Origin of the sequence: Paenibacillus terrae HPL-003 (genome assembly GCF_000235585.1) — a bacterium.
GTDB classification, from domain to species: Bacteria; Bacillota; Bacilli; order Paenibacillales; family Paenibacillaceae; genus Paenibacillus; species Paenibacillus terrae_B.
The window spans coordinates 4,873,350-4,896,737 of the sequence record NC_016641.1 but is presented as its reverse complement, the minus strand read 5'-3'; the positions used below and the strand labels follow the sequence as shown (position 1 = coordinate 4,896,737).

The 23,388-nt window shown below is 45.4% G+C and carries 31 protein-coding genes and 3 pseudogenes; 20 read left to right on the top strand and 14 right to left on the bottom strand.

The window, feature by feature from the left end; translation table 11 throughout:
- Positions 1 to 73 precede the first annotated feature (73 nt).
- The gene (locus HPL003_RS21845) at positions 74 to 649 is read right to left on the bottom strand and encodes an NAD(P)H oxidoreductase (RefSeq protein ID WP_014281950.1); all 576 of its coding nucleotides are present in this window, start codon (positions 647 to 649) and stop codon (positions 74 to 76) included.
- Positions 650 to 883: 234 nt separating this feature from the next.
- On the opposite strand from HPL003_RS21845, the gene HPL003_RS21840 reads away from it, so the two are divergent.
- The 3 genes and pseudogenes from HPL003_RS21840 to HPL003_RS29080 all read left to right on the top strand — a co-directional run bounded on the left by HPL003_RS21840 (position 884) and on the right by HPL003_RS29080 (position 1,858).
- Positions 884 to 1,273 (top strand): winged helix-turn-helix transcriptional regulator, encoded by a 390-nt coding sequence (locus HPL003_RS21840; protein ID WP_014281949.1) that lies wholly within the window; start codon positions 884 to 886, stop codon positions 1,271 to 1,273.
- 166 nt (positions 1,274 to 1,439) lie between these two features.
- Positions 1,440 to 1,637, top strand: a pseudogene (locus HPL003_RS28250) (GTP-binding protein); the annotation flags it as partial.
- A gap of 38 nt (positions 1,638 to 1,675) precedes the next feature.
- Positions 1,676 to 1,858, top strand: a complete 183-nt coding sequence (locus HPL003_RS29080; protein ID WP_148267423.1) for a hypothetical protein — start codon at positions 1,676 to 1,678, stop codon at positions 1,856 to 1,858.
- 72 nt (positions 1,859 to 1,930) lie between these two features.
- Here the strand turns inward: HPL003_RS29080 and HPL003_RS21830 are convergent, their stop codons facing one another.
- Positions 1,931 to 2,359 (bottom strand): VOC family protein, encoded by a 429-nt coding sequence (locus tag HPL003_RS21830; protein ID WP_014281947.1) that lies wholly within the window; start codon positions 2,357 to 2,359, stop codon positions 1,931 to 1,933.
- Positions 2,360 to 2,581: 222 nt separating this feature from the next.
- Between HPL003_RS21830 and HPL003_RS21825 the strand changes: the two genes are divergently transcribed.
- Positions 2,582 to 2,776, top strand: coding sequence for a DUF3934 family protein (locus HPL003_RS21825; protein ID WP_014281946.1), 195 nt, complete (start codon positions 2,582 to 2,584; stop codon positions 2,774 to 2,776).
- A gap of 143 nt (positions 2,777 to 2,919) precedes the next feature.
- Positions 2,920 to 3,612 carry a pseudouridine synthase gene (locus tag HPL003_RS21820; protein ID WP_043922484.1) on the top strand — a complete coding sequence of 231 codons (693 nt, stop codon included), beginning with the start codon at positions 2,920 to 2,922 and terminating at the stop codon, positions 3,610 to 3,612.
- 318 nt (positions 3,613 to 3,930) lie between these two features.
- Here HPL003_RS21820 and HPL003_RS30370 read toward each other — a convergent pair.
- The 3 genes and pseudogenes from HPL003_RS30370 to HPL003_RS21805 form a co-directional block, all read right to left on the bottom strand.
- Positions 3,931 to 4,276, bottom strand: a pseudogene (locus tag HPL003_RS30370) (tyrosine-type recombinase/integrase).
- A gap of 265 nt (positions 4,277 to 4,541) precedes the next feature.
- Entirely contained in the window at positions 4,542 to 5,288 is a 747-nt protein-coding gene (gene map / locus HPL003_RS21810; RefSeq protein WP_014281942.1) for a type I methionyl aminopeptidase, read from the bottom strand.
- Between the two features lie 7 nt (positions 5,289 to 5,295).
- Positions 5,296 to 5,880, bottom strand: a complete 585-nt coding sequence (locus HPL003_RS21805; protein ID WP_014281941.1) for a TetR/AcrR family transcriptional regulator — start codon at positions 5,878 to 5,880, stop codon at positions 5,296 to 5,298.
- Between the two features lie 421 nt (positions 5,881 to 6,301).
- Here HPL003_RS21805 and HPL003_RS21800 point away from each other — a divergent pair, with 421 nt between their 5' ends.
- From HPL003_RS21800 to HPL003_RS21780, 5 genes are all read left to right on the top strand, one after another.
- On the top strand, positions 6,302 to 6,850 hold the full coding sequence (locus tag HPL003_RS21800; RefSeq protein ID WP_014281940.1) for a MarR family winged helix-turn-helix transcriptional regulator: 549 nt from the start codon (positions 6,302 to 6,304) through the stop codon (positions 6,848 to 6,850).
- An 18-nt stretch (positions 6,851 to 6,868) separates the two neighbouring features.
- The gene (locus HPL003_RS21795) at positions 6,869 to 7,990 is read left to right on the top strand and encodes an alpha/beta hydrolase (protein ID WP_014281939.1); all 1,122 of its coding nucleotides are present in this window, start codon (positions 6,869 to 6,871) and stop codon (positions 7,988 to 7,990) included.
- 321 nt (positions 7,991 to 8,311) lie between these two features.
- Positions 8,312 to 8,584 (top strand): DUF6809 family protein, encoded by a 273-nt coding sequence (locus tag HPL003_RS21790; RefSeq protein WP_014281938.1) that lies wholly within the window; start codon positions 8,312 to 8,314, stop codon positions 8,582 to 8,584.
- Positions 8,581 to 8,910, top strand: coding sequence for an EndoU domain-containing protein (locus tag HPL003_RS21785; RefSeq protein WP_014281937.1), 330 nt, complete (start codon positions 8,581 to 8,583; stop codon positions 8,908 to 8,910). The genes HPL003_RS21790 and HPL003_RS21785 overlap by 4 nt, the downstream gene beginning before the upstream one ends.
- A 50-nt stretch (positions 8,911 to 8,960) precedes the next feature.
- The gene (locus HPL003_RS21780; protein WP_014281936.1) at positions 8,961 to 9,377 is read left to right on the top strand and encodes a hypothetical protein; all 417 of its coding nucleotides are present in this window, start codon (positions 8,961 to 8,963) and stop codon (positions 9,375 to 9,377) included.
- Positions 9,378 to 9,781: 404 nt separating this feature from the next.
- Here the strand turns inward: HPL003_RS21780 and HPL003_RS21775 are convergent, their stop codons facing one another.
- The 6 genes from HPL003_RS21775 to HPL003_RS21750 all read right to left on the bottom strand — a co-directional run bounded on the left by HPL003_RS21775 (position 9,782) and on the right by HPL003_RS21750 (position 14,476).
- A complete protein-coding gene (locus HPL003_RS21775) occupies positions 9,782 to 10,573 on the bottom strand; it encodes an energy-coupling factor transporter transmembrane component T family protein (RefSeq protein ID WP_014281935.1) in 792 nt (263 codons plus the stop codon).
- Positions 10,574 to 10,588: 15 nt separating this feature from the next.
- A complete protein-coding gene (locus tag HPL003_RS21770; protein ID WP_014281934.1) occupies positions 10,589 to 11,473 on the bottom strand; it encodes an ATP-binding cassette domain-containing protein in 885 nt (294 codons plus the stop codon).
- A complete protein-coding gene (locus HPL003_RS21765) occupies positions 11,458 to 12,300 on the bottom strand; it encodes an ATP-binding cassette domain-containing protein (RefSeq protein WP_014281933.1) in 843 nt (280 codons plus the stop codon). Before HPL003_RS21765 ends, HPL003_RS21770 begins: the two co-directional genes overlap by 16 nt.
- Complete coding sequence (locus HPL003_RS21760) at positions 12,297 to 12,851, bottom strand: CD3072 family TudS-related putative desulfidase (protein ID WP_014281932.1); 555 nt, start codon at positions 12,849 to 12,851, stop codon at positions 12,297 to 12,299. The genes HPL003_RS21765 and HPL003_RS21760 overlap by 4 nt, the downstream gene beginning before the upstream one ends.
- Entirely contained in the window at positions 12,841 to 13,419 is a 579-nt protein-coding gene (locus tag HPL003_RS21755) for a CD3073 family putative ECF transporter S component (RefSeq protein WP_014281931.1), read from the bottom strand. Before HPL003_RS21755 ends, HPL003_RS21760 begins: the two co-directional genes overlap by 11 nt.
- A gap of 385 nt (positions 13,420 to 13,804) precedes the next feature.
- A complete protein-coding gene (locus HPL003_RS21750; RefSeq protein WP_014281930.1) occupies positions 13,805 to 14,476 on the bottom strand; it encodes a DUF1232 domain-containing protein in 672 nt (223 codons plus the stop codon).
- Positions 14,477 to 14,609: 133 nt separating this feature from the next.
- Here HPL003_RS21750 and ytaF point away from each other — a divergent pair, with 133 nt between their 5' ends.
- Positions 14,610 to 15,257, top strand: coding sequence for a sporulation membrane protein YtaF (gene ytaF, locus HPL003_RS21745; RefSeq protein ID WP_014281929.1), 648 nt, complete (start codon positions 14,610 to 14,612; stop codon positions 15,255 to 15,257).
- Between the two features lie 462 nt (positions 15,258 to 15,719).
- Here the strand turns inward: ytaF and HPL003_RS28935 are convergent, their stop codons facing one another.
- A complete protein-coding gene (locus HPL003_RS28935; protein WP_158308745.1) occupies positions 15,720 to 15,890 on the bottom strand; it encodes a hypothetical protein in 171 nt (56 codons plus the stop codon).
- A gap of 125 nt (positions 15,891 to 16,015) precedes the next feature.
- Here HPL003_RS28935 and HPL003_RS21740 point away from each other — a divergent pair.
- The 5 genes and pseudogenes from HPL003_RS21740 to HPL003_RS21725 form a co-directional block, all read left to right on the top strand.
- A pseudogene (locus HPL003_RS21740) lies at positions 16,016 to 16,276 on the top strand (transcriptional regulator); the annotation flags it as partial.
- A gap of 57 nt (positions 16,277 to 16,333) precedes the next feature.
- On the top strand, positions 16,334 to 17,251 hold the full coding sequence (locus HPL003_RS21735) for an NAD(P)/FAD-dependent oxidoreductase (protein WP_043922868.1): 918 nt from the start codon (positions 16,334 to 16,336) through the stop codon (positions 17,249 to 17,251).
- Positions 17,252 to 17,294: 43 nt separating this feature from the next.
- Positions 17,295 to 17,582 carry an MFS transporter gene (locus HPL003_RS27125; protein WP_158308744.1) on the top strand — a complete coding sequence of 96 codons (288 nt, stop codon included), beginning with the start codon at positions 17,295 to 17,297 and terminating at the stop codon, positions 17,580 to 17,582.
- Positions 17,583 to 17,636: 54 nt separating this feature from the next.
- Complete coding sequence (locus HPL003_RS27120) at positions 17,637 to 17,876, top strand: drug resistance transporter EmrB/QacA subfamily protein (RefSeq protein ID WP_014281924.1); 240 nt, start codon at positions 17,637 to 17,639, stop codon at positions 17,874 to 17,876.
- A gap of 57 nt (positions 17,877 to 17,933) precedes the next feature.
- Positions 17,934 to 18,824, top strand: coding sequence for a class I SAM-dependent methyltransferase (locus HPL003_RS21725; RefSeq protein WP_014281923.1), 891 nt, complete (start codon positions 17,934 to 17,936; stop codon positions 18,822 to 18,824).
- Positions 18,825 to 19,194: 370 nt separating this feature from the next.
- On the opposite strand, the gene HPL003_RS30620 is transcribed toward HPL003_RS21725, so the two are convergent.
- Both HPL003_RS30620 and HPL003_RS27115 read right to left on the bottom strand, forming a co-directional pair.
- On the bottom strand, positions 19,195 to 19,422 hold the full coding sequence (locus HPL003_RS30620) for a cyclase family protein (protein ID WP_420795090.1): 228 nt from the start codon (positions 19,420 to 19,422) through the stop codon (positions 19,195 to 19,197).
- 223 nt (positions 19,423 to 19,645) lie between these two features.
- Entirely contained in the window at positions 19,646 to 20,254 is a 609-nt protein-coding gene (locus HPL003_RS27115) for a RidA family protein (RefSeq protein ID WP_014281921.1), read from the bottom strand.
- 218 nt (positions 20,255 to 20,472) lie between these two features.
- Between HPL003_RS27115 and HPL003_RS21715 the strand changes: the two genes are divergently transcribed.
- The 4 genes from HPL003_RS21715 to HPL003_RS27940 all read left to right on the top strand — a co-directional run bounded on the left by HPL003_RS21715 (position 20,473) and on the right by HPL003_RS27940 (position 23,338).
- Entirely contained in the window at positions 20,473 to 20,880 is a 408-nt protein-coding gene (locus HPL003_RS21715) for a helix-turn-helix domain-containing protein (RefSeq protein ID WP_014281920.1), read from the top strand.
- A gap of 111 nt (positions 20,881 to 20,991) precedes the next feature.
- Complete coding sequence (locus tag HPL003_RS21710; protein ID WP_014281919.1) at positions 20,992 to 22,467, top strand: protein adenylyltransferase SelO; 1,476 nt, start codon at positions 20,992 to 20,994, stop codon at positions 22,465 to 22,467.
- Between the two features lie 256 nt (positions 22,468 to 22,723).
- A complete protein-coding gene (locus tag HPL003_RS21705) occupies positions 22,724 to 23,170 on the top strand; it encodes a GNAT family N-acetyltransferase (RefSeq protein ID WP_238533408.1) in 447 nt (148 codons plus the stop codon).
- 6 nt (positions 23,171 to 23,176) lie between these two features.
- Positions 23,177 to 23,338 carry a DUF255 domain-containing protein gene (locus HPL003_RS27940; RefSeq protein WP_014281917.1) on the top strand — a complete coding sequence of 54 codons (162 nt, stop codon included), beginning with the start codon at positions 23,177 to 23,179 and terminating at the stop codon, positions 23,336 to 23,338.
- The last annotated feature ends 50 nt before the right edge of the window (positions 23,339 to 23,388 follow it).

Here is a 23,388-nt window from a genome sequence, read left to right as displayed (position 1 = left end):
TCTCCTTTAATTTGTCACGAGCGCAGACTTTCTGTAAAATATCGTGCTATTTTCTGCTAGTCCAACTATCTGATTAATCCTTGGCATAATTCAAACCTAAGCGATAAGCTTGGTCCAGCAGCATTTCAAAATGAGCGGAATTTGAACCCAGGGTCTCATATAAGAATTCAACCTTGGAATTGGAAACACCGCAATAATCTGCAATTCCCACATTCAGCAAATGAGTAATCATTTCATCATAGTTACGCTTTTTCATCTGTTCCTTCGAAACGCCGGCCAAGCTAATCCACAAGACATGCTGATGATGAAGGGAATTCGAACCGTATGCAAACCCATTGTTCCATACACGGTCAATATACCCCTTCAGCATAGCCGGCAAATGCCACCACCAAAGCGGGAAAATAAATGCCAAAGCATCATGCTCCCTCATCCGTCTTATTTCCATTTCTACTTCAGGGGAAAAGGACTGCTCCGCAACTGATAAATCCGGTTCATCGGCTCCTTTTAAAACAGGATCAAAGCCAAGCCCGTGCAAATCCAATATCTCATAATCGTGGCCAGCCTCGGCAAGACCTTGTACGAAACGACTGGCCACCTCAAAGGTCAAGGAATCTTTTCTCGGGTGTGAAACAACGATTAATACTTTCATGCTTCTTCACTACCTTTCTCAATGGCTAACTTCTAGGCATGATCAGTGGTTAATGCTATTATAAACAGTAGGAAAATGATCTGGAAGTACGCACTTTTAAGTACTATAGGATGATACAGGTGCCATAGGAACGTGGAAGTACCTTAGGTACATTCCCTGGAAACTGACCTAAGCAACGAATTGAAGTGATCGGTTGTTTTGGGCAAACGTAGCCTTCTAAAGGAGGATTAAGAGATGACTGAACAGATAAAAAATAAGGTTCAAAAGAAGTATCAGGTTGGAGTGGAAGCGGCTTTAGAAGTAATGGGAGGAAAATGGAAGCCTTTAATTATCTACCATCTGATGACAGGACGGAAACGAACGTCTGAGCTTCGTCGGTTAATGCCCGACATTACTCAAAAAATGCTGACCACTCAGCTCAGAGGTCTGGAAAAGGATGAGATCGTTACACGAAAGACTTATAATGAAATCCCTCCTAAAGTGGAGTATGAGTTAACGCACTACGGCTGGGGATTAAAAACCGCGCTAGACCATTTATGCTACTGGGGAGAGGATCACTTGGAAAAGATCCATGGAGACAAATCCAAGGTTTTGGAAGAATTCCAAGACTGCTCTATTGAGTAAATTTAAGCTGCTATTTGGTATGTTCTCATTCCATCCGAAAATAAGGGAGTGAAACAAATGTATTTTCCTACTTTGATCGTATTAACCATTGGTGTTGCATCCTAATTAGAGGATTGCAGCAATCCTCTAATTATTTGAATAATACAAAACTCTTACCGTCTCGAAGAGAGACATGAAAGAACAGCTGCTGGATTCCATGGATGTCGAGCGAGAGCATGGAATTACAGTGAAATTGCGTACAGTGCGTACCTTTTATGAAGCAAAGAATGGACATAAATATGAGTATAATTTGATTGATACGCCGGGACATATTGATTTTTCGTATGAAGTTTCGAAAAGCTTGGCTGCATGTGAAGGCGTCCTAAATATATATCTGCAAGGACCGGTCAGGGCGTTGATAGGATGCTGGAGCGTATTCACTCGGTTATCTCCGCACCTGCAAGCGGCGATAAAAAAAGCATTTCAAAAAAGCAGGCACTGCTGCGCAGACAAAATATAAATAAACGAAATATGGAACATACGAGCATCCAACTGCCGCAGGAAGCATTTAATTCTATTTTGGATATCAATATAGGAAATGACTGAGAATAAGCCCTCACAAAGCATTCAATCAGAATAGCTTGTGATGGCTTATTCGTCGTATAACAATATACAAGGCTAACTGTCGGTCATTCCGTTATCATAACTCAATTGCCATTCAATTCCGAACTTATCTTTAAGGCTACCATAGCATTTGCTCCAAAATGTTTCTTGAAGCTCCATATTTACAGTCCCGCCTTCTTTTAACTTCTGAAAGAACGAACGAATTTTCTCTTCGTCCTTATTGACGATGGCGAGGCTGATGTTGTTTCCAGCAACAAAGGGCATGCCGGGAAAAACATCTGAAAACATCACATTACTTCCATCAATATTAAGCCGTGTGTGCATGACCAAATTTTTCGCTTCTTCCGGTAGAGGATAATCGGGGTTGGGCGGTGCTTCACCGAACGTCATGATTTGTGGTTTTTCAGTCCCAAAAACCTCTGCGTAAAACTCCGCTGCTTCACGACAGTTTCCATTAAAGTTAAGATAAACATCAACAGACATCTGCTTCAACTCCCTTTTGGCTGATTTCTTTATAGCTAAATTCCCATCTATCATTATTAACCTGTACGCAAGCAAAAATACCACGTGTTTTTGAAAAATTAATCGATTTTGTGAGAACAATTACCATTCACTGCTTCTATTTTTAAAACAAATGGGCATTATGTTCAAAGTAATGGTATGATAGCTTAGTTAAATCTGAACGACTACTAATGGAGTGATCATATGGGTGCAAAAAGCAAGGGCGGCGGGACCGGCCGAGGTACAGGCAGTAAGGGCTGGACACGCTGGAATAAAACAGCGAAGCCTGTAAGGAGAAAAAGCGCTTCTACAAGCGCTCCGGGAAGCACAGCGGCAGGCGCTGCAAAAGGTGGTGTTGCCAAATCAAGTGGGAATAAAAGTAGCGGCAGAAGCAAGTAAGCCGGGCAAGTATAAGTTGTCGTAATAGGCGAGCATCTGATTAAGCAAGAACAATCAGGTGTTTTTTTAAATGAACCAATGTAGAGAATTTACATTCTGTGTTTTTCCATATATCCCATACTACGACGTAAATTAGGTGAATCATGCGAATTAACAAGTACATAAGTGAAACTGGATTCTGCTCACGTCGGGAAACCAACAGATTGATAAACGCCGGGCGAATTACGATTAATGGCAAGGTTTGTGAAGCAGGGGCCCATGTAGAGCCACAGGATATTGTGCTGATCGATGGGGAAGCTATTCCAGTTAATCGTAGTGAGCCTGTATATTTGGCGCTAAATAAGCCTGTCGGCATTGTATGTACGGCAGCGCAGCAGGTAGCAGGCAATATTATTAGTTATGTCAATTATCCTTCACGCATTTTTGCCATTGGCAGGCTGGATAAAGCGTCAGAGGGGCTAATTTTATTAACGAACGATGGAAGCATTGTCAATCAAATGATGCGTTCCGAGCATGCTCATGAAAAGGAGTATGTGGTGACTGTAGACAAACCTGTTACAGATGAATTTACGCAGACCATGTCTGGCGGCGTTGAGATTATGAACGTCATTACTAAGCCGTGCAAGGCTGATCGTACAAGCGAATACGAGTTTCGGATTATTTTGACGCAGGGTCTGAATTTGCAAATTCGCAGAATGTGCAAGGCTTTGGGATACAGGGTGCTAAAGTTGGAGCGTGTTCGAATTATGAATATTACCTTGGATCATCTGGTACGAGGGCAATGGAGACATCTTGAGAGGGGAGAATTGGAGTTGCTTCTTTCTAAATTGAAATGATGGATACAACAAAAGTGCATTCCCGCTAGATTCAGAGACTCATTCCAGCTCTCACGGTTTTGAAGATAACTCTCTCCTCATTTTGTATAGACTGAATTTAAAGAAAATGAAATGAACCTTATTGATCTATCCTTGTGGGACTGCAAGTCCATCATAAGATAATCACCATGTTGCGTTCATTTTCCAAATTCTTTTTTCGATTACTGTAAACACAGGCTAATATCCTGTGTTTTTTTGTTTTATATAGTATTGGAGGGAGGAATTCTACATGAAGGGGTAGTACCAGCGTAGCTGTCACCAAGGGCAAAGTAGATGTAATTAAATGGGGAATTTATTGATGACCTCGTTATATTCCTGCTGGGCATCGGTGATTGTCAGCTTTGAATAAATTTCCAATGATTTCCGGATTTCATGTCCGGAATACGGTTGTATGAGCGCGTCATCGATGCCCTGCTTTTTGAGCCAGGTTAACAGGAAATGTCGTAGCTTGTGTGGCGACAGATTTTGCACCAGACCGGCATCCTCCGAATATTTGGCCAAAATCTTTCGTATTCCCCGGTCCAATGCGAACCTGACAGTAATGAAAATCAATATCCGTCAGCCGTATATTGATCAGTTCGCTGACGCGGATACCGGTATACATGAGTGTCTTGACAATCATCATGTCCTGAAAATTTTTCGACTTCCATACTACCTCATAATAACGCTTGAGTTCTTCCTCTGTTGGAGCGTAGGGTAGCTTCTTCATCCGCTTGGCGTTCGTAATCTTCTAAATTAGCTGGGATCTTTAATCTTACTTTATCGTCATCAAGGATTACTCCCATTTTGCTCGCGTGTTTGAAAGGATCATATCCTCGTGCGTAACCCCATCGTACCGAGGCGCTCGTTTTTATTCAAACACCAAATTCGTTGATCGACCTCTATTTATTCTATTGCGCGGTCAAAATTTGTGGACCTTCAGCCGTAATGGCGATCGTATGCTCGTATTGGGCGGCAAGCTTGTTGTCCATCGTCCGTGCGGTCCAGCCGTCCGGATCGATTGTCATGAAGTAGGTGCCTTCGGTGATCATGGGCTCAATCGTGAACACCATACCTTCCTTGATACGGAGGCCTTTTCCGGGCTTGCCGACATGCATATAGGTCGGCTCCTCGTGCAGGTCGCGGCCGATGCCATGGGCGAGAAGGTCACGCACGACGCCGAAACCGTGTGATTCCGCATGCCGCTGAATCGCGCTCGTCACGTCGCCGAGTCGATTGCCGGGCTGCGCCTGCTCGATGCCCAGGTCAAGACATTCCTTCGTGATGCGCATCAACTTCTCGGCCGTCGGCGAGATCTGCCCGACTGCATAGCTCCAAGCCGAATCGCCAAGCCAGCCGTCGAGCTCTGCGACCGTGTCGATCGTCACGATATCGCCTTCCTCAAGTGGCTTATTGCTAGGGAAGCCATGCGCGATCACGTCGTTGACGGAGGCACAGGTCGCATATGGATAGCCCTTGTAGCCCTTCTCGTATGGCTTGGCGCCGTGCTTCAAAATAATGTCCTCGAATATGCGCTCAATCTCGTTCGTTGTGATGCCCGGTTTGATGAGCGGGGCAATTGTACGATGGCATTCAGCCACCACTTGGCATGCCTTGCGGATGGATTCGATTTCATGCTTGCTTTTTAAGATGATCATGTTCGTATCAGGACTCCTTCGTAATAGCTTGCATAGCGAGTCGGGCGATTCGATCGACGTCCAGGTCGGAATTGCCCGCATAGTAGTGCAGCCCACAGCAACCGACCAGCACGGCAAGCATATGGTCGACGCTGTCGTCTTCGCACTGAGCGATCAATTGGAGTGGAACATACAGCCGTTCCATAAATCTTCTTTTGGTGTGGTGTCGATCCCTCTCAGGCAAGTCTGTATAATGTTCCGCCGCCATTTTGTAGACGAGATATGCGCGGGCGTCCGACTGCCACAGCTGGAGCAACGCTTTACAATACGTCAACAACTGCCAGTCATCCGGGGGGCTGCCGCTGATGTTCGCCCATTTTGCGATAACTTGCTCGCATCGCTCGAAGCCGCTTCCTAACACATCTTCTATTAATAAATGCCGGTTGGGGTAATAATGGTATACTGTGCCGTAACCAAGCCCTGCCTCGCGGGCGACGTCGCGAATATCAAAGCTGCCGCCCGTGCGAAAGTAGGAGCGAGCGGCGACATCCAGAATCTGTTCTCTGCGCTGCATACGTATGAGCTCATTTTGTTCTTTGGTACGGGGGCTCATGGGCGTTAAAACCTCCTTAATATAGACCTGCAAATTTGTCGATATAAAGATAGTAACGCATGGGGCGGAGAAATGCAAAAGATTTGTTGGTGTTCGATGAAATGAAGTACTGAAAAATAAAGAACTAGACCGTAAAAATAAAGTTGCAGACTGGGCGCTGGCGTTGACCTAACGGGAAACATTAGTTCAATGAAACACTGAGTTCATCGAGAATGGGATAAAGTTCTTGTCAACCGACAGAAAGTGCTGTGTCTTGCTTGTCTGATACACTGTAAGCTACAATTCGCTGTTGTAGAAGTTCGAGATGTTAGACTTATACAATGTTTTTCCACCAAACGGTAAATACGTATGCCGACCTCTCTTTGCCAGCCGCACTTACTATTATTAATTGGGGTGATCTACAGGTCGCAAGAGATAATGAATGCAAACATTCAAAAAATATATGTTGAAAATAGTACCATATCGTACTATAATTTTAGTACGATATGGTACTATTTTTGAGGGAATGGAGGTACAAATGGGAATTATAAAAGGAAGATCTGTTTTTTTATCAGCATCCATAGATGCATTGCTGGCTAGAATAGTTTCAAGAAAACATAGGGAATCTGAGGTTGATACTTTAACTGCAACACAAGCAAGGATTTTGTTTTATCTTTGGGCAAAAGACGAAATACCTATACATGAAATCTCAAGGATTACCAATCTTCAAAAGTCAACTTTGACGAGCATATTAAGTAAGCTGGAAAAAGCAGGACATATCAGTTTTATGCCTTGCCAAACAGACAAACGTAAAACAATAGTTAAAGTAGTGAATAGAAATGAAAATCTAGTGGAATTGAACAAAAAGATTATTGATGAAGTCGGAGAGATTTTTTACAAGGGATTTAGCGAGGATGAAATCGCATTGTATCAAAGTTTCTTAATAAGAACTTTAGATAACCTGATAGAATGCGAGAATGAAAAAAAGTGATAATCGAGGAGAGAGAGTATGAATAAAAAACTAAGAATGGTGTCCTTCGCACTTCTAGCAACATTGGCTTTTGCCACACAAAAGGAAAGTTTCGTAGCAGCCGAAAGTCCTCCTACAGATGTTATTCGTATGGCTCCTACCTATAAAGATGTGGTGTATGCAACCGTACCTAATGACGATGGAAAGAAAAAAGAGTTAAAGATGAACATCTTCAAGCCGGAGGGTGTAACCGAAGCAACTCCTGTCTTGGTGTATGTTCATGGAGGAGGATGGCTTATAGGGGACTATCAGGGCGATGATGCTCCTAAAGATGCAAAAAAGGAAACAGTCGCACCCCTAAATCGCCCAGCACAAATGACAGGTAGAGCCACAGATCAAGTAGCTACAGATTCAGCATACCAAGTTTTCAAAAAAGTATTGGAAGATAAAATTACATTCGTTTCTATCGATTATCGGTTAAGTGGCGAAGCTATTTTCCCGGCTCCCATTTATGATGTTAAGGGCAGTATCAGATATCTGCGTGCACATGCCAAGGAATACGGTATTGATCCGGAAAAAATTGCAGTAGCAGGAAATTCTGCAGGTGGGCATCTGGCTACCGAACTCGCTGTTACTGGTGATATAAAAGAGCTTGAAGGTGATGTTGGGGGCAATCTTGAGTATTCAAGCAAAGTAATGGCTGCAGTTGATTTTTACGGTCCAACAGATATGTTTACCATGGGACCTGAGATGGACCCAACCCTGCAATCTCCTGAGGAGGCAGCCGAAACACATGACTCTCCACGAGCAGCTGAAGCCAAACTTCTTGGATTTGATAAAGAAGGACAAGGTGTAGCAGTCCTGAGAGATATTCGGGATCAAAAACAAACAGGTTCTCCTTATTGGGAAAAAGTAAAGTTGGCAGAATTGGCAAGTCCTATAAATTATGTATCTTCAGATGATCCACCCATGTTTATTGCACATGGAGGACGTGACAGTTTGGTATCTATTCAACAAAGTTGGAGACTTAGGGATGCTCTTAACCATGCAGGAGTAGAAAATATTTTTATGTCTAACTCTAAAGCTCCCCACGGTGGCCAGGGTGAAGATGTCAATAATGCAGCTATAACCTGGGTAACAAAAAAATTGCTTAATAAATAAACTATTCTAAATATTTATGTTATTTTAATAAAAAAAGGGAGCCCCATTTATGGAGGTTCCCTTATTCTTTAAAGCCTACTTTAGATCAATTAAATTGGCTCTTTTAATCGTTTCATTGCAGATTAAGTCGTTAGTTTATGAATTGGATTAATTGTGCTTGTTTGGTGGAAATAGGCTAGTAGTCCTTCAGTTATTCCTAGTGAAATATTCGCTAAAACTCAATATTGATATTTCCAATAGAATATTCTTATTTCTGGGGAACAAAATGCATCTACGGATTCGAAATTTACGCAAAGTCTGTATCAAGAAGGAGAAGATAAAATGAGTATCTTGGAGGATTTATATTACGGCAAATGGTATCCAAGTGAACGAATCAAACCGAAGAACCCTGAACTTGAACTAACCCATCAGAAAATATCTGCTTCTATGGAAACTCTAAAAGCAAGATTGCCAGAACAAGATTATAAGTTAATTGAAGAACTATCTGATTTAAATGATGTCCTAATTTCTATATTGTCTGCTTCGGATTATATTTCTGGGTACAAAACGGGAGTTTTGATGATGTTAGAAATATTTGATGGGAAAAGTTATTGAAACTAAGGAATGGAAATCTTAATTATGCAGTTGAAGAAATGTTAGTTAATGCTGATGGCACAAGAAGGGTTAAATATACAACGCAGTTCCCAGATGGGAACCTGTCTAAAATTAAAACAAGCACATTATTTCCAAATACATGGTCTGATGATGCTATAATGAATGCTATAAAAAAAGTTGGAGATACCCCAAGTATAGGAACACGAGATGGGATAACTCTTCACAGAAATACAATAAATGGGGTCGAAATAGAGGTAATGAAGGATGGAAATAAAGTGATCTCAGGGTTATCTACGGGTGGTGTTCACACACCAGGCTTTGACTAAGTAGTATGGCTATTCAGTGTTCACTAATTGATTTAATGGAGGAAGCTAAATTGTATAAAGATTTAGATGAATTTATAACAGAATACCAGCATACTGCTGATTTTTGGTATGATGTAGGGTGTGTTATGGCATCTGAAAAGCTATCTAAGTTTGGTTCAGAAGATTGGCAGGAACTATCAAGTATTGTGCATAATAGACCGTTAGAATGGCAGAAAAAACTTGCTTATTGTTTAGACACTTCTTGTAACATGTATGAACTGGAAATTCTATTGTCATTACTTAATACTGAAGATGAGGAGCTATTCGAGATATGTATAGATACTCTAAGAAGCTTTACAACTCAAGAAAGCAAACAAATGATACTAGACAATCCCTCCATATTGAATCGTGTAAATGATTTGCTTCCAAAAGCCGGTATTGTCTCTAAGAAGATGCTGGAGGATTTTCTAAAGAAATTAAATGCATAAGAATTAAACAAGCCTGAGCGCAAATGATCTTGTGCATAGGCTTGTTTTTTTATCACTGCAAATCCCAATATATTCATGATCATTTTTGGAATCGGAAAAGCATAAAACAGTGAAATTCAAATGTTTTTGCATCTGAGTGTGTTTTATATAATTAAGCGGATAAAATAGGTATTTGTCCAAGCAGACTCTTCAAGTTAATAGAATCCCACGGCATATGCTCAGTCATGTAAGCTGCGAAAGTTGAGCTACTGGCAAGGTTATCACTTTTTCAGCTAATTCATGGACGAAACCTCATTCAATGCCAGGGATCGAGTATATGAACATAACCCACATAAAACACAAAAACCAGTGGCACCGCATAACGGGGGCTTACTGATTTTTGTGTTCAACACTGTTTTGTAAAACTACCAAACAAAAATAAACAGCAGATTTAATGTGGAAAAGGCAAGCACCGCGTAGTCCCTGAAGCGGAAGCGATAAACCCGAATCGGTGTCCGACCTTCGTCACCCTGATAGCAGCGCGATTCCATTGCAATCGCCAAATCCCTAGCACGCAGAATGGACATGATGAACAGCGGGATCAGCATGGGGAGGACCCCACGGAAGCGGGAGGATATCCCCTTGCGGTGGAACCCGCCGCCCCGCGCCAATTGCGCCTTACGAATTTTATCAAATTCTTCAACCAGTATTGGCAAAAAACGCAGGGCAATGGAGAACATCATCACCGCTTCGTGTATAGGCAGACGCCATTTCTTCAATGGCGTTAGCAAAATTTCTAGACCTTCCGCCAGCAGAATCGGCGAAGTTGTCCTCACCAGTAGAGACAATAGCAGGACAATTCCTGCGATCTGTTCGCACATCATCACGCCTTTGAGCGTACCCTGAGCGGAGAAATGCAGCCTTCCCCACGTGATAAGGTCATCGCCGGGGGCCAGCATAAGCATGGATTGATAGATCATGGTGGAAGCAAAGAAGATTGACAGTGACAAAAAGGTGAAGAGCAGTACCCGCCAAGAGAGCTTGGTAATGCCCCAGAGAGCAATCAGAATCAATAGCTGCGCCGTTTTAAGCACAGGACTGTGTGTAATAAGCAGGGCGGAGCCGAACAGCAGCACCGCGATGATTTTCATACGCGGGTCCCAACGCTCCAGCCAGGAATTACGTGCTTGATAGAGCAACAAACTTTTTGTGGACATGATGTTTCCCTCATTTTACGTTAGACTGGGTTGCTGTTGAGCCTGCCAAAGCTTTATGATGGCAGAGGCAGTCTCCTGTGGCGGGCGGACTGCGCTGCTGTCTTGGGCTTGGGCACCAAGCTCCTGAAGCAACAGGGCAATGGCTAGCCCAGGCGGTTCTTCCCAGCCGAAGACTTCCAGCAGCTGCGGATCGGACAGCAGCTTTGCTGGTGGACCGTCGGCCAGAAAGCGTCCTTCCTTCAGTACAATTAGGCGGGAAGCCTGTTCAAGAATTTCCTCCAGTTGATGGCTGACCCACAGCACAGTAATGCCTTGCTCACGGTTCAGGTCGTGCAGCAAGCCGAAGAGCGCCGTACGAGACTGCAAATCCAGCCCAGCTGTCGGCTCGTCCAGAATCAATATTTTCGGCTCCAGCACGATGACGCCGGCAATGGCTACCCGCCGTTTCTCACCGCCGCTGAGCTCGAAGGGACTGCGATCCTTGAACTCTGTAAAGTCAAGCTGCACGGACTCCATCGCCCGGCGGACCTTCGCTTCTTTTTCCGCTGCCGTCAGATTGGCACTTTGCAGGCCAAAAGCAATATCGTCAAAGACGGTGGCGGAGAAAAGCTGGTGCTCGGGATATTGAAAGATGAAGCCGACCCGATCGAACAATTCGGGACCACGGGAAAAGTGCGGATCTATACCGTCCAGCAGTACCGCTCCCTCGGAAGGAATAAGAAAGCCTTTCAGCAACTGGATAAAGGTCGATTTGCCGGAGCCGGATTTGCCAGCAACTGCCAACATTTCTCCGCTTTTTACGATGAGCTGTATATGTTCTAGCACAAAAGGTCCAACAGCCGGCTTGTTTTTGCGGCGTTTGTTGTAGGTGAAAGATACATCGTTCAGTTCGATTTGCATAATAATTCCCTCAATTCCTGAACATTCACATTTGCCGATATAGGCAGGCCGCTTTGCCGCAGCAGTATAGCGAGCCTGCGGGTGTACGGCAGTTCCAGTCCGCAATCCTCCAGAAGCGAGACATTCTGTTCCAACTCCTCCGGTGTCCCGGAAGCAGCAAGCTCGCCGCTGCGAAACAGTACCCAGCGGTCGGCATCCACTACTTCTTCCAGATGGTGAGTAATGTAGATTAGGGTAAAGGGATGCTGTCTCCGCACCTTGTGCAGCGTCTCGACGAACTGGCGCCGGGCTACCGGGTCGAGCATTGAGGTGGCTTCATCAAGGATGAGGTAGCGGGGGGCCAGGGCCAGAACGGAGGCGAGAGCCAGCTTCTGTTTCTCACCGCCGGACAGATTTGTGACTGGACGTTCTTCATCCGCATCCAGACCAACCAACGAAATCGCCCAGGCGATCCGGTTGCGGATGTCATGCTGCGGCCAGCCGATATTGGATAATCCAAAGGCAATGTCTTCACCAACGGTGATGCCCACCTGCTGATTCTCTGGATTCTGAAACACGATTTGCACCGCGCGGCGTATATCCGGAATAGCGGCATGATCGGAGGTAGAATGTCCTTCCACCGTAATTATGCCTGCTGTCGGCTGCTCGATGCCGTTAAGCAAGCGGGACAGTGAGGACTTGCCGGAACCGTTACGCCCTAGAAAAGCGATAAATTCGCCAGGAGCGATGCTTAGGGATATATGAGATAATGCCGGCCTGCGGCCGGCATCATCTTGTTCTTCATCAGGTTCGTCGTAGAAAAAGGTTATATCGCGAATATCTATCATAGCTTTACGCCGCCTTTCGAGTTGGCAGTGAGCATCGCAGGAGCATTTTCTGCGGCTAAGCTATTTTTACCTGGACCAACCGGGCCAAATACACTTCCGGGATGCCCCGGGTTGAAGGTGCCATCTGCCGTATTCGGGATTTGCCAGAAGAAATCAATATTCACGTCATGTTCGGCTGCAAGCTCCAGAAAATCGCGCATAAACACGCCTTTTCCGGGATCGCAGGAGGGGCTGTCCGATATGCCGAGACCACCAACAATAGAGTACCCGTGATCCTGATAGGTTTTCAGTTGCTCCACTACCGGATGCAGAATTCGACGGTTGTGAGCGTGAAACTCCGGTGTGTCATATTGATCGACAGTCATTGGAGGGCGCTCTGGTCCCAGAAAAGTAAATTCGGGACAAGGCAATTGGAATATTCCATATCCTTGCTCGTGAGTCCAGTCGACTGCCGCTTTCATGACGCCTGGACTGCGCGCCTCTCCTTCCACCACGGCATTCTGATTAATGACGCAGTGGGAGGCGACCACGATTTTTTTGCTACGCTGCATTGGAATCTCTTTTCTTGAGCGCCGGGCGTTTGATCAGGGATTGCGGCAGTTTTTTGATTATATAGTAGACGAGCAGTGCGGATAAAATTTTATCAATCAGATTTTCACCGAGACGGGGCAAGAAAGCCGCAGCGAACAGGCTGCTTCCTGCTTGCTTCAGCCAGAGCACAGCAACGTCCTGAATACCACCGGTCAAGCCGCCGAACAGGCTGATGGCGATCACGGATCCGACAACGGGGCAGAGGATGCCCAGAAGGATGCCGGAGATCAGTGCGGAAGAGAGCTTGAAGCCGTTCTTGCGGGCGGAATAACCGACCACGAGGCCAACGATTACATTGACAAGTGCAAACGGAATGGCAGTGTAACCGGAGGTGACCCCAAGCACAAGATTGGTTAGCAAGCCGACCAGGGCTCCCCAGAACGGACCAAAAATAGCGGCGATAAAAATGGTGCCTATTGTATCAAGAAAAAGAAATGGAATTTTTAAACTGCTGACAACGGTGCCCGCAATGACGTTAATTGCGATTGCCAGGGCGCCCAGTGTGATGATGATTGTCTTTTGATTCATACTGATTTTCCTCCCAAGGATTCATAATTTGACTGTCTGACTAACCCGTTAATACAGCTAAAAAAATATGAACCCAATTCCCCCTTTGTACATAACGAGCGGCCTCTTCGGAAAAAGCAAGAAAGCACAAGGCAGCTACAGACGAATCACAAATCCAAGTGTTCTTACTGGATTAATTTAATATCATTTTAAGCCGATTTTGTTTTATGTCAATGAATAATTATTTATTTATTAATTAAAACGCTTTAAATGGATAGTCGGCTACAAAGAGGAACGAAAAAAGAGGCCATCCCCCGTGCAGAGCTCTTTCTGCAGTGAGACAGCTTTTTTGGCCAAACCATGACACATAAGTTCTTGCATTTTCAACCATACTAACAATCAGAGTTTACGGCTGAGGCTTGCTATTCCTCGTATCCTGGAGGCGACCCAGTACGATTTGCACGGCAATCGCATCGTCCAGATAACCTAATGGAAATACATAATCGGGGATAATATCTGTGGCGGAGACGAAGTATAACAAGCCGCTGCCGAGGATCGAGCGCTCCTCCAGGGTGATGTTATCACTACTGTAAAGCTGATACATTCTCTTGAGCTCCTCAATGAACGGTCCCGCACTATTGACACTTTTTACTTTACCGGGAAAGTCATTGTGGATAATCTGCGCCCCTTCTTCGGTTAGGACATAGGGTTCATATTTGCTCAGTTCTTTCTGAACCTGCTCGGCAGTAAACTGGTGGTCCATGAGGTTGGAGGCTTGAAGGATTTCTTTAATGCTGTTGATGGAGGAGTAGATATCGTTCGGCTGGCTCTGAGGAGTAGGGGGGGCGGGGGCGCCATAACCAGCAGCTTGAAAGAGTGGGGCAGAGGGAACATCAAGATGAAGGGCAAAAGCTTCTAGATGTTCAGGCTTGGCTCTTTGCTTCCCGTTAACGATCCGCGATATCGTGGCCGTATCAATGCCGGTAGCCGCGCTTAGCTTGCGCATAGACAAAGAATGTTCTTTCAGCAAGGAGACCAGTGTCTCGCCCAGTGTGGCGTTTTTCTTTTCATCGGACATTTGCAGTTCACCTCACCTTGTATTGGTGTTGAATCAAATGTTGAGGGGATCTCAACATTTTTAGAAATGATGAGCACCTATTTGCAATATGCTCAATAGTATGAGTGTAAACAGACAACAAGGAGTGAGCCCCATGGTTGCTTGGTTTTTAATTTTTGGCTTTGCCATATCTTCCAGTCTGGATAATTTGGGTGTTGGAATATCTTATGGGATTCGGGGTATCCGTATTAACTATTTATCAAATTTAATCATTGCGGTTATCTGTTTCATCCTTAGCATGACAGGGATTATATCCGGTCAGTGGCTGGCAAAGATTCTTCCGGGCGTATTCCCCGTCCTGATTGGAGCGTTATTGCTGTTCATTGTCGGTGCCCGCATTATTCTGCTGGCAGTACCACGTAAGAAGCAGGAATCCAGCCAGGACGGTGAAGAAGCCGGGGAGGCTGCGTCAGGTGGATCACTCGAAGGAATTCTGCAAAATCCCGAAACGGTGGATAAAGATAAATCAGGTTCTATAGGATACCTTGAGGCAGCGGTGCTGGGGGTTGCACTTGCCGCTAATGCTGTTACGAATGGGATCGGTGCAGGTCTGATAGGACTATCACCGCTAGCCATCTCTCTGACCGCAGCAATCGGCAGTTATATCACGGTCTGGCTTGGTGTGGTCCTGGGACAAAAAATGTCGGCGATTCGCATCGGCTCTTTCACTTTAGGTCAGTTCAGCACGGTCTTAAGCGGAGTTATCATTATTTTGATTGCTTGCAATTCTTTCTTTGGGTAAGGTGTAGAGTCGCGATTGTTGAAAAAAACAAAGCGACCATGCTTAGTATGCATGATCGCTTTTATTTTAAAGTACAAATGGACCACATAGGCGATCCATTTATACATTCCTGTTTTATTGATGATGCCACCACGATTCCACAATTTGATGAGCATGTTGCGGATGATATCCTCTACCGATGAGGTAGGAAACTGCTGCGACCTCTCTTAAAGCATGCTCCGTGGAAATGGTTTTGGCTTCCCACAAACCGTTTTTTACCCAAGGCTCAACGACTGCTAATGTTTCATTTTTCAAATTGTGCATATGAGTCGACTGAGGATAATGACTATACATATGAGTCGATTGCGGATAATGAGCATATGCCCATATTGTTTTTCGGTGAGCCCAAAATTCTCCACCATAGTTTTGGGATTTATATCACATTTATTTATTTCTCCTTGTTATAGGAATTCTTTCATTTCATTAAATGGGGAATCTACTGATAACCTCGTTGTATTCCTCTGTGCGTCCATGCTCTGAAGCCAGAAGAAGGCCGATAATAACGTGTAGCGAATCGGATTGGGATGGCGACGTAATTCCCGAAAATTTTTTGAACATAAGGAGAGCGAGACAGCCACGTTGATGTGATTTCAAGATTTCCCTCCCCACTGGAAGCAAAGTTCGGACCAAGAATGTCATTGCAATTTGGAGTTGAATCATTTATTATGGATATTAAGGGTCTATAATAATGGTGATATTGAGAAGGGGGAGGGAAACTATTTCTTGATGTAATTCAAGTGATTGAAGGAAGACAGCAGTTATTCGAATGCTCGAATTCGAGTTCGCGGCAGCATCAGTTGTTAGCAGAAGAGGGAGCTACACAACGGGATCAGAAACGTCCGGAAAAAAACGAATGTTTGGTTGAGAAAGTTATGAACGGCGCGGAACAGCATCTGTACCAATACTTGCAGGAACATACGATTCAGTCGGTATTGGATGAGGCGTTCAAGCGTTGCAGCCACGAGGTAAACAAGAAGTGATGCACTTTTTGTATTCTAATTATGGATATTATCGATCCATGGAGGATGTAATTTATGATGGATAAAAAGCTTCTCGATGTGGCGATTATTGGCGGCGGTCCATCTGGGTTGAGCGCTGCCCTAGTGCTTGGGAGGGCGAGGAAACATGTAGCGGTGATCGATGAAGGCCGTCCTCGTAACGCTGTAACCCACGAGACTCACGGGTTTCTGACCCGAGACGGAATAAGTCCCGGCGAATTTCGGCGCATTGCGAAGGAAGAGATCGGCGCCTATCCTTCCGTATCATTCGTGCCGGATATGGCGGTGTCGATCGCGGGAATCGACGGCCGATTTCAAATTGAGACTGAGCAAGGACAAACTTTTGCAAGCAAAAAAGTATTGTTTACCGTCGGGATGAAGGATCGGCCGTTGGACGTTCCGGGTCTGGCGGAGGTATACGGGAAAAGCGCTTTCGTCTGCCCGTATTGCGACGGCTGGGAGTTAAGGGATCAGCCGCTTGTCATCATTACAAAGGGGGCCGAGCTTATGCATTTCGCTCCGCTCATATCCGGTTGGACGAACCGATTTACCGTCTGCACGAATGGCCCCGATGAACTGACGGATGCCGAGCGAGAGGAACTCCAGCGGAATCAAGTGCCTCTGTTCGACTCGCCGATCCGGCACATTGACTCTAGCGACGGGATCGTGCGGCAAGTCGTTCTTAAAGACGGGACGATCGTTCCATGCAGGGGGATCTTTTTCAAACCGGAGCTAGTTACGGGATCGGACTTGCCGCGAGCTATCGGATGCCAGATCACGGAAACGGGGGCGGTCGTCGTCGACGAGTTCGGGAAAACGAATGTTCCGGGTGTATTTAGTGCTGGAGATGCTACATCGCGATTGCATCAAGCCATTGCTGCCGCCTCTTTAGGCTCGTTTGCCGCCGCGGTGATCAACAATGAACTAAATACAGAGGCTTGGGGGAGAAACAGATGAGTAATCGACATTTGCGCTTGTCGCGGTGCTGCTGTTCGTACTTATGATGACATTGTTCTCATCGGCGATCATGCTTCCGATGTTTATGCAAGGTGTGCTCACGGTTACGGCATTCAAGTCCGGTTTGATCCTCCTTCCCGGCGGGATTGTGAACGGGTTCATGACCCCGATCTCAGGCAAGCTGTTTGACAAGTTTGGGCCTCGCGTTCTGGTCATCCCAGGATTGGCCGTTGCCGTCGTCTCGTTGTGGAAATTCACCCGATTCGACGAAGCAACGAGCACCGGCTTCCTCGTCGCCGTTCACATCGCGCTAGTCATGATGCCCGCATAGACAGCTGGGCTCAACCAGTTGCCAAGCCATCTGCACCCGCACGGGACGGCGATCTTGAATACGCTGCAGCTGGTGTCCGGCGCAATCGGTACTGCCTTGTATATTAGTATTATGTCGGGCGGACAGAAGCAGTACTTGAGCGGAGCGAGCGATCCGCAGGCTCCAGCGGAAATCGCCAAAGGACTCGCAGCCGGTATCAACAACGCGTTCTGGTTCGGCGTCATCGTTGTGCTCGTAATCGGTCTCTTTCTCCGTAAAGGGAAATCGCAGGAACATGAACAGGCGTCGGCATGAATCAGGCCGTTCGTTTAGGGGAATCCATAAACTATAAGGAAAGCGTGGGGAATATTCATGAACGATTTTTTTAATGCAGCCATATGGGAAAAAGCATGGAAAGACGAGTCCGATTTGAAAATCAACAGGATGAAAAAGAATGGAATCGATCCTGCCAGATCTTTTGACGATAAGGCCAAGACCTTCAACGAACAATCGTTTAACGAAGAGGGAAGAAAACGAACCGAACGGATCATGAACTGGCTTGAAGGACAAGGAATTCGATTCGAAAACGCCTCCGTTCTGGATATTGGCGCCGCTTCGGGAGTGTTCTCGGTTCCGTTTGCAGAGCGAGGGGCCCGTGTAACCGCCATAGAGACTTCTCCCCCGCTGGTCGAATTGTTGGAAGAAAACATCTCGAGGTTCGCCGAAGACCAGGTGAAGATTGTACCCGAACCGTTTGAAGATATTGACGTGCGGGCCATAGGCTGGAACCAGGCCTTCGATCTCGTCTTTGTCTCGATGTGTCCGGTCATTCACAATTGGGAGAGCGTGGAGAAGGTGCTTCATTGCGCTCGAAAGTTCTGTTATATCAGTATGCCGGTAAGTCCTGCGGAGCACAGCCTGGTGAATGAAATTTGGCCGCTCATCACCGGTCAGCCCTACCATACGAAACTTATGGAAATGGGATATTTGCTGCATCTGCTGTATCTTAAAGGTTATGCATACGAATCGCTAATCACGCGGGAAACGAAAACGACGGAAGTCCCCAGAGAAGTTGCATTACAGGAAGCGCTGACTTGGCTTCGCCATCACCGTCTGCCTGCTGATGAGCGGAATCGGAAAATAATCGCTGACTATTTGGAGCAAGCATATCCGTCCGGCAAAGTAGTTATCCAGGAGGGTGGACGTTTTGGCAAAATACTGATTCGATTGCAGGATCAGAACATGTATACGAGAGAGATTTGAGCCTGATAAGGCGGGGTACGTATTCATTCCAGAAAAATCAGAGATCGCTTGGCGGTCGAGTACCGAAAATCCTGGATGTCAGTATGTTCAAACGCTACACGCTACTATAACAGAGCAAAAGCTGCTATTATAGCAAGCGATTGGTGCGTAATTTCTCGATTCTTTATTCCAAGAATGGTGTAGACACATATATAACCCTATCACTCTATTAAATCTTTTTAAATTAAGCGATACATAATAAAGTGTTTCCCAGTGTGGGCATACTTTATTATGTTATCGCTTTTTTGTGCTAGCTTGCTCGCGTGTCTTGAATTTTTCTAGGTAGATGAGTTCCTTTTTGAGCACACTGTGGAATGATTCTATGCACGCATTATCGTAGCAATTGCCTTTGCGGCTCATGCACGATGAATTCTTCTGAGGTAAAATCTTTAGACCTTGCCGCATACTCCTCGAAAAAATCGCACCCTATCGCTCTCGGTTTCTTTTGAACCAGCCATCTTCTCGTATCCAACGTCAGAAACGGCGAATCTACAAAGTACCTCGGAAATTGTCCCCATGTTTTATCGCTCCAACCGGTATTGAGAAGAATGATAACAATAGGCAGAATTTCCGCTTAACAGGCTTCCAAGTCCGCCGCCGTAATCCCTTGATGATCTTTGATGTGGGTCAAGTCCATAATAACGGCATTTAAGATTTAAATCCTTCCGGTGCGCTGATATCTGAAAAATCCACGCTGCCGATAGAATTTGGATCCACGAACACGACATCCGTTACGACTTGTTTTTCGACCGTTTCGCCTTTTACGGCTCGAAGCAATCGCCTTACTTTTCCAAGACGGCGATCGCTTCGATTTCGATTAAAAGATCCGGACTGACAAGTTCAGACACTCCGATGTGAGAACGAGCCGGTCTATGTCCATTGAAAAAGGCGTTATAGACTTCGTTTACTTCATTTTGCAGATCCATACGCTTATTAAAAATGGTTGTCTTAACAATATCGTTGATCGTACCACCGGCGGCTTCCACGACAATTTTGATATTTTCAAGAACAATTTGCGTCTGTTCTTTAATCGAGCTCGGCAGAGACATACCCGTATCGCTTCTTTCGGACTTTGGAACCCAACCAAAAGAGGGGTAACTGTAATACAGAGGATAGGCCGTAGCACCCGAGAGGTATAAGGTTGTTGCTCCATGCTTCACTTCATAACCTAACGAAAATGGCATATCGTCAACATAACCAGGCAAAACAATCGTTTTTTTCATTTTTAAATAAAGCCTCCTTTTTGAAATCTGGAATTTACGGTTTGAATCCGTCAGGCGCGTTAATTTCGGAAAGATCAACCGAGTTGATGCCGCTCTGTTCCACAGCCGCTTTTCCTTGAACGACCACTTTTCCAGCCGTTTTCGAATGCGATCAAGGCCGCGTTTCATATAATCATGCCCCTCGCCACTCATTTTAGACATATGTATTGTGTGCTACAATATAAGAAAAGTACATCTGTACCGGTACAGATACATCTCGGGGGCTTATTTTGATGCATAAATTTTTGCTATATAAGTTGAACTAAAGATTAGAAAACAATGGTAAGGAGTTAGCTTCTGCATTTCGAAGTAATTAGGAAACCACTAAGACAGGCAGGAAAAGCAGAATGGAAAACACAGTTGCATTTCAAGAAATCGAAACCGCGATGAAAAAAGCAAAGGATCGTCGGATGTATGAACGGTACCAGACCCTTTATTTGTATCTGCAAGGAACCGAAGTGGAGCAGATTGCCCATATCATCAACCGAAATATAAAAACGGTAAAAGGTTACATCAAGGCTTATACAACAGGAGGACTCCCTGGTCTGCAAATGAACCATTCTCCAGACGCATCAGTCCGACTAACCAAAGAACAACAGGAAAAGTTGAAGCAGATCATTGTGGGCTCCATTCCGCAAATGCAATATCATGTTGCTCGGATAAAGCCGCAACTCTCCAATAACCGGGGAATTGTGGCTTTATATAATTATTTGCAGGTAACGTCAAGCAACGATGAGAAGCTTAAGCGGGCTTAGACTGATGATACAGCATTAAGCTACGGGCCGAATATGGATAGGCGATAATAAATGGGCAAAAGTATATACTAGAAGGACAACTAAGATACGATAAAAGAAAAAGGAGATATTATGACGGAGAAAAAAGAAATAAAAGATACAGGGTGGAACTTCGACAACAGTTATACTCGTCTGCCAGAAACATTGTATACAAGGCTCAAACCAACTCCTGTACGCTTACCGAAACTGGCCATTCTTAATGATCCGTTGGCAAAATCTCTTGGGTTGAACGGCGCAGTACTGCGAAGCAATGATAGCGCTGCGGTTCTTGCAGGTAACGAGGTTCCCGAAGGTGCTGAACCTCTTGCTCAAGCTTATGCAGGACATCAATTCGGGCATCTTAACATGTTAGGAGACGGCCGGGCAGTGCTGCTTGGCGAACAGATCACTCCCCTGGGCGAGCGGATGGATATTCAGCTTAAGGGCTCAGGCAGAACGCCATACTCCCGCAGGGGCGATGGCCGAGCGGGACTTGGGCCGATGCTGCGCGAATATATCATCAGTGAAGCTATGCATGCGCTTGGCATTGCTACCACCCGCAGCTTGGCGGTGGTTACAACCGGTGAGTCATTGATCCGGGAAACCGAGCAGCCGGGTGCCGTTCTGACCCGTGTGGCGGCCAGTCATCTGCGCGTCGGAACCTTTCAATACGTCGCAGCATTGGGCAATGCCCAGGATCTCCGGGCTCTGGCAGATTACACATTGCAAAGACATTATCCGGAGGTTTCCGGTGACGAGAACCGTTATCTTTTCCTGCTACAGGAAGTGATCAAACGTCAGGCAGAGCTGATTGCCCAATGGCAGCTCGTCGGCTTTATTCACGGGGTGATGAACACCGACAATATGGCCCTTAGCGGAGAAACCATTGATTATGGTCCTTGCGCCTTCATGGATGCCTATGATCCTGAGACGGTATTCAGTTCCATTGATGTTCAGGGCCGTTATGCCTACGGCAATCAGCCCAGTATTGCCGCTTGGAATCTGGCGAGATTTGCGGAGACCCTCCTGCCGCTACTGCATGACAACGAAGCACAGGCTATAAAACTGGCCGAGGATGCAATTTCAGATTTTAAAGAGATGTATCACCGTAATTGGCTCACAGGGATGAGGGCGAAGCTAGGTATTTTTAATGAAGAGTTGCAGGATCTATCTCTTGTCGAAGGCCTTCTCAGTATCATGCAAAAATATCGTGCGGACTACACCAATACCTTCCGTGCCTTAACTTTGGGCAAGCTTGAAGATACAGTCCTGTATGGCACTGAGGAATTTGCCCAGTGGCATGAACAGTGGCAGGCGAGACTGGGTAGACAGCAGGAAACGAAAGCCTCTTCACAACAACTGATGCGCAGTAGCAATCCTGCGTTAATCCCACGCAACCACCGGGTAGAAGAAGCACTGGAAGCTGCGGTGAAACAGGAAGACTACAGTGTGATGGAGCAGCTTCTTGGAGTTCTTGCGAATCCTTACGCGTACTCTCCCGAACAGGCAGATTACTCAACATTGCCTGAGGCATCCACCCTTCCTTATCGAACCTTTTGCGGTACCTGATATGTGATCTGGAAACTTTTAAAGGGCATGTACTTAAGCCCTTTTTCTTTTGGGTACTTTTAACTGTTCACATGAATCAAGCAATGAAATTGTTTAGACTTTTGCGGAAGGTTAATTTAATAAAGAGGTGTTCAAAACAATGACTAAGGCCCATCAGTTAAGCATAAATACGCTCACTCAAGACGATATACAGTCTGTATGTCAGCTTTTTAAATATTCAATCTCAGATGCCTTTAAAAAGGAAGGACTGGGTCATTTGCAAGATGATATTCAAAAAGAAGTTGAAAATAAAAAACAAATGGCAAATGCTTCTCTGAACCCGGTGAATTCGGATACATACTTCCTTGTTGCTAAAATAGCTGGGGCGGTTGTCGGCACGATTTCCTTTGCACCCTGTGGTGAGGATATTCGATCATGCACCGGAAATCAGCTCAATGATGTGGGTGAGCTGGGGAGTTTATACGTTTTGCCAAGCTATCAGGGCCAAGGTGTCGGCTCGGCATTGATTAAGGAATTGATGGCATATCTAAGAAAGCAAGGGATTGATCAGTTTTGCCTGGACAGTGGCTACAAACGTGCACAGACAAGATGGCTGCGGAAATTTGGAGAGCCCTACAAGGCAGTAAAGGACTACTGGGGACCTGATTCTGTTCACATGGTTTGGTTTTGCAAAGTGAGTGATTATATAACCGGAAAGAGGTGATGCCCCATGACAACGAACAGTAATCCCAATAGATTAATCGCTGAGGAATCACCGTATTTGCTTCAACACGCTCATAACCCAGTGAACTGGTATGCGTGGAGTGAAGAAGCGTTTAATACAGCGAGACGAGAAAATAATCTTATTTTCTTATCTATTGGGTATTCGTAGTGTGGCTTTAATCCACTTGTCATTGGTGGGAGTTTTTTCATTTGGATATA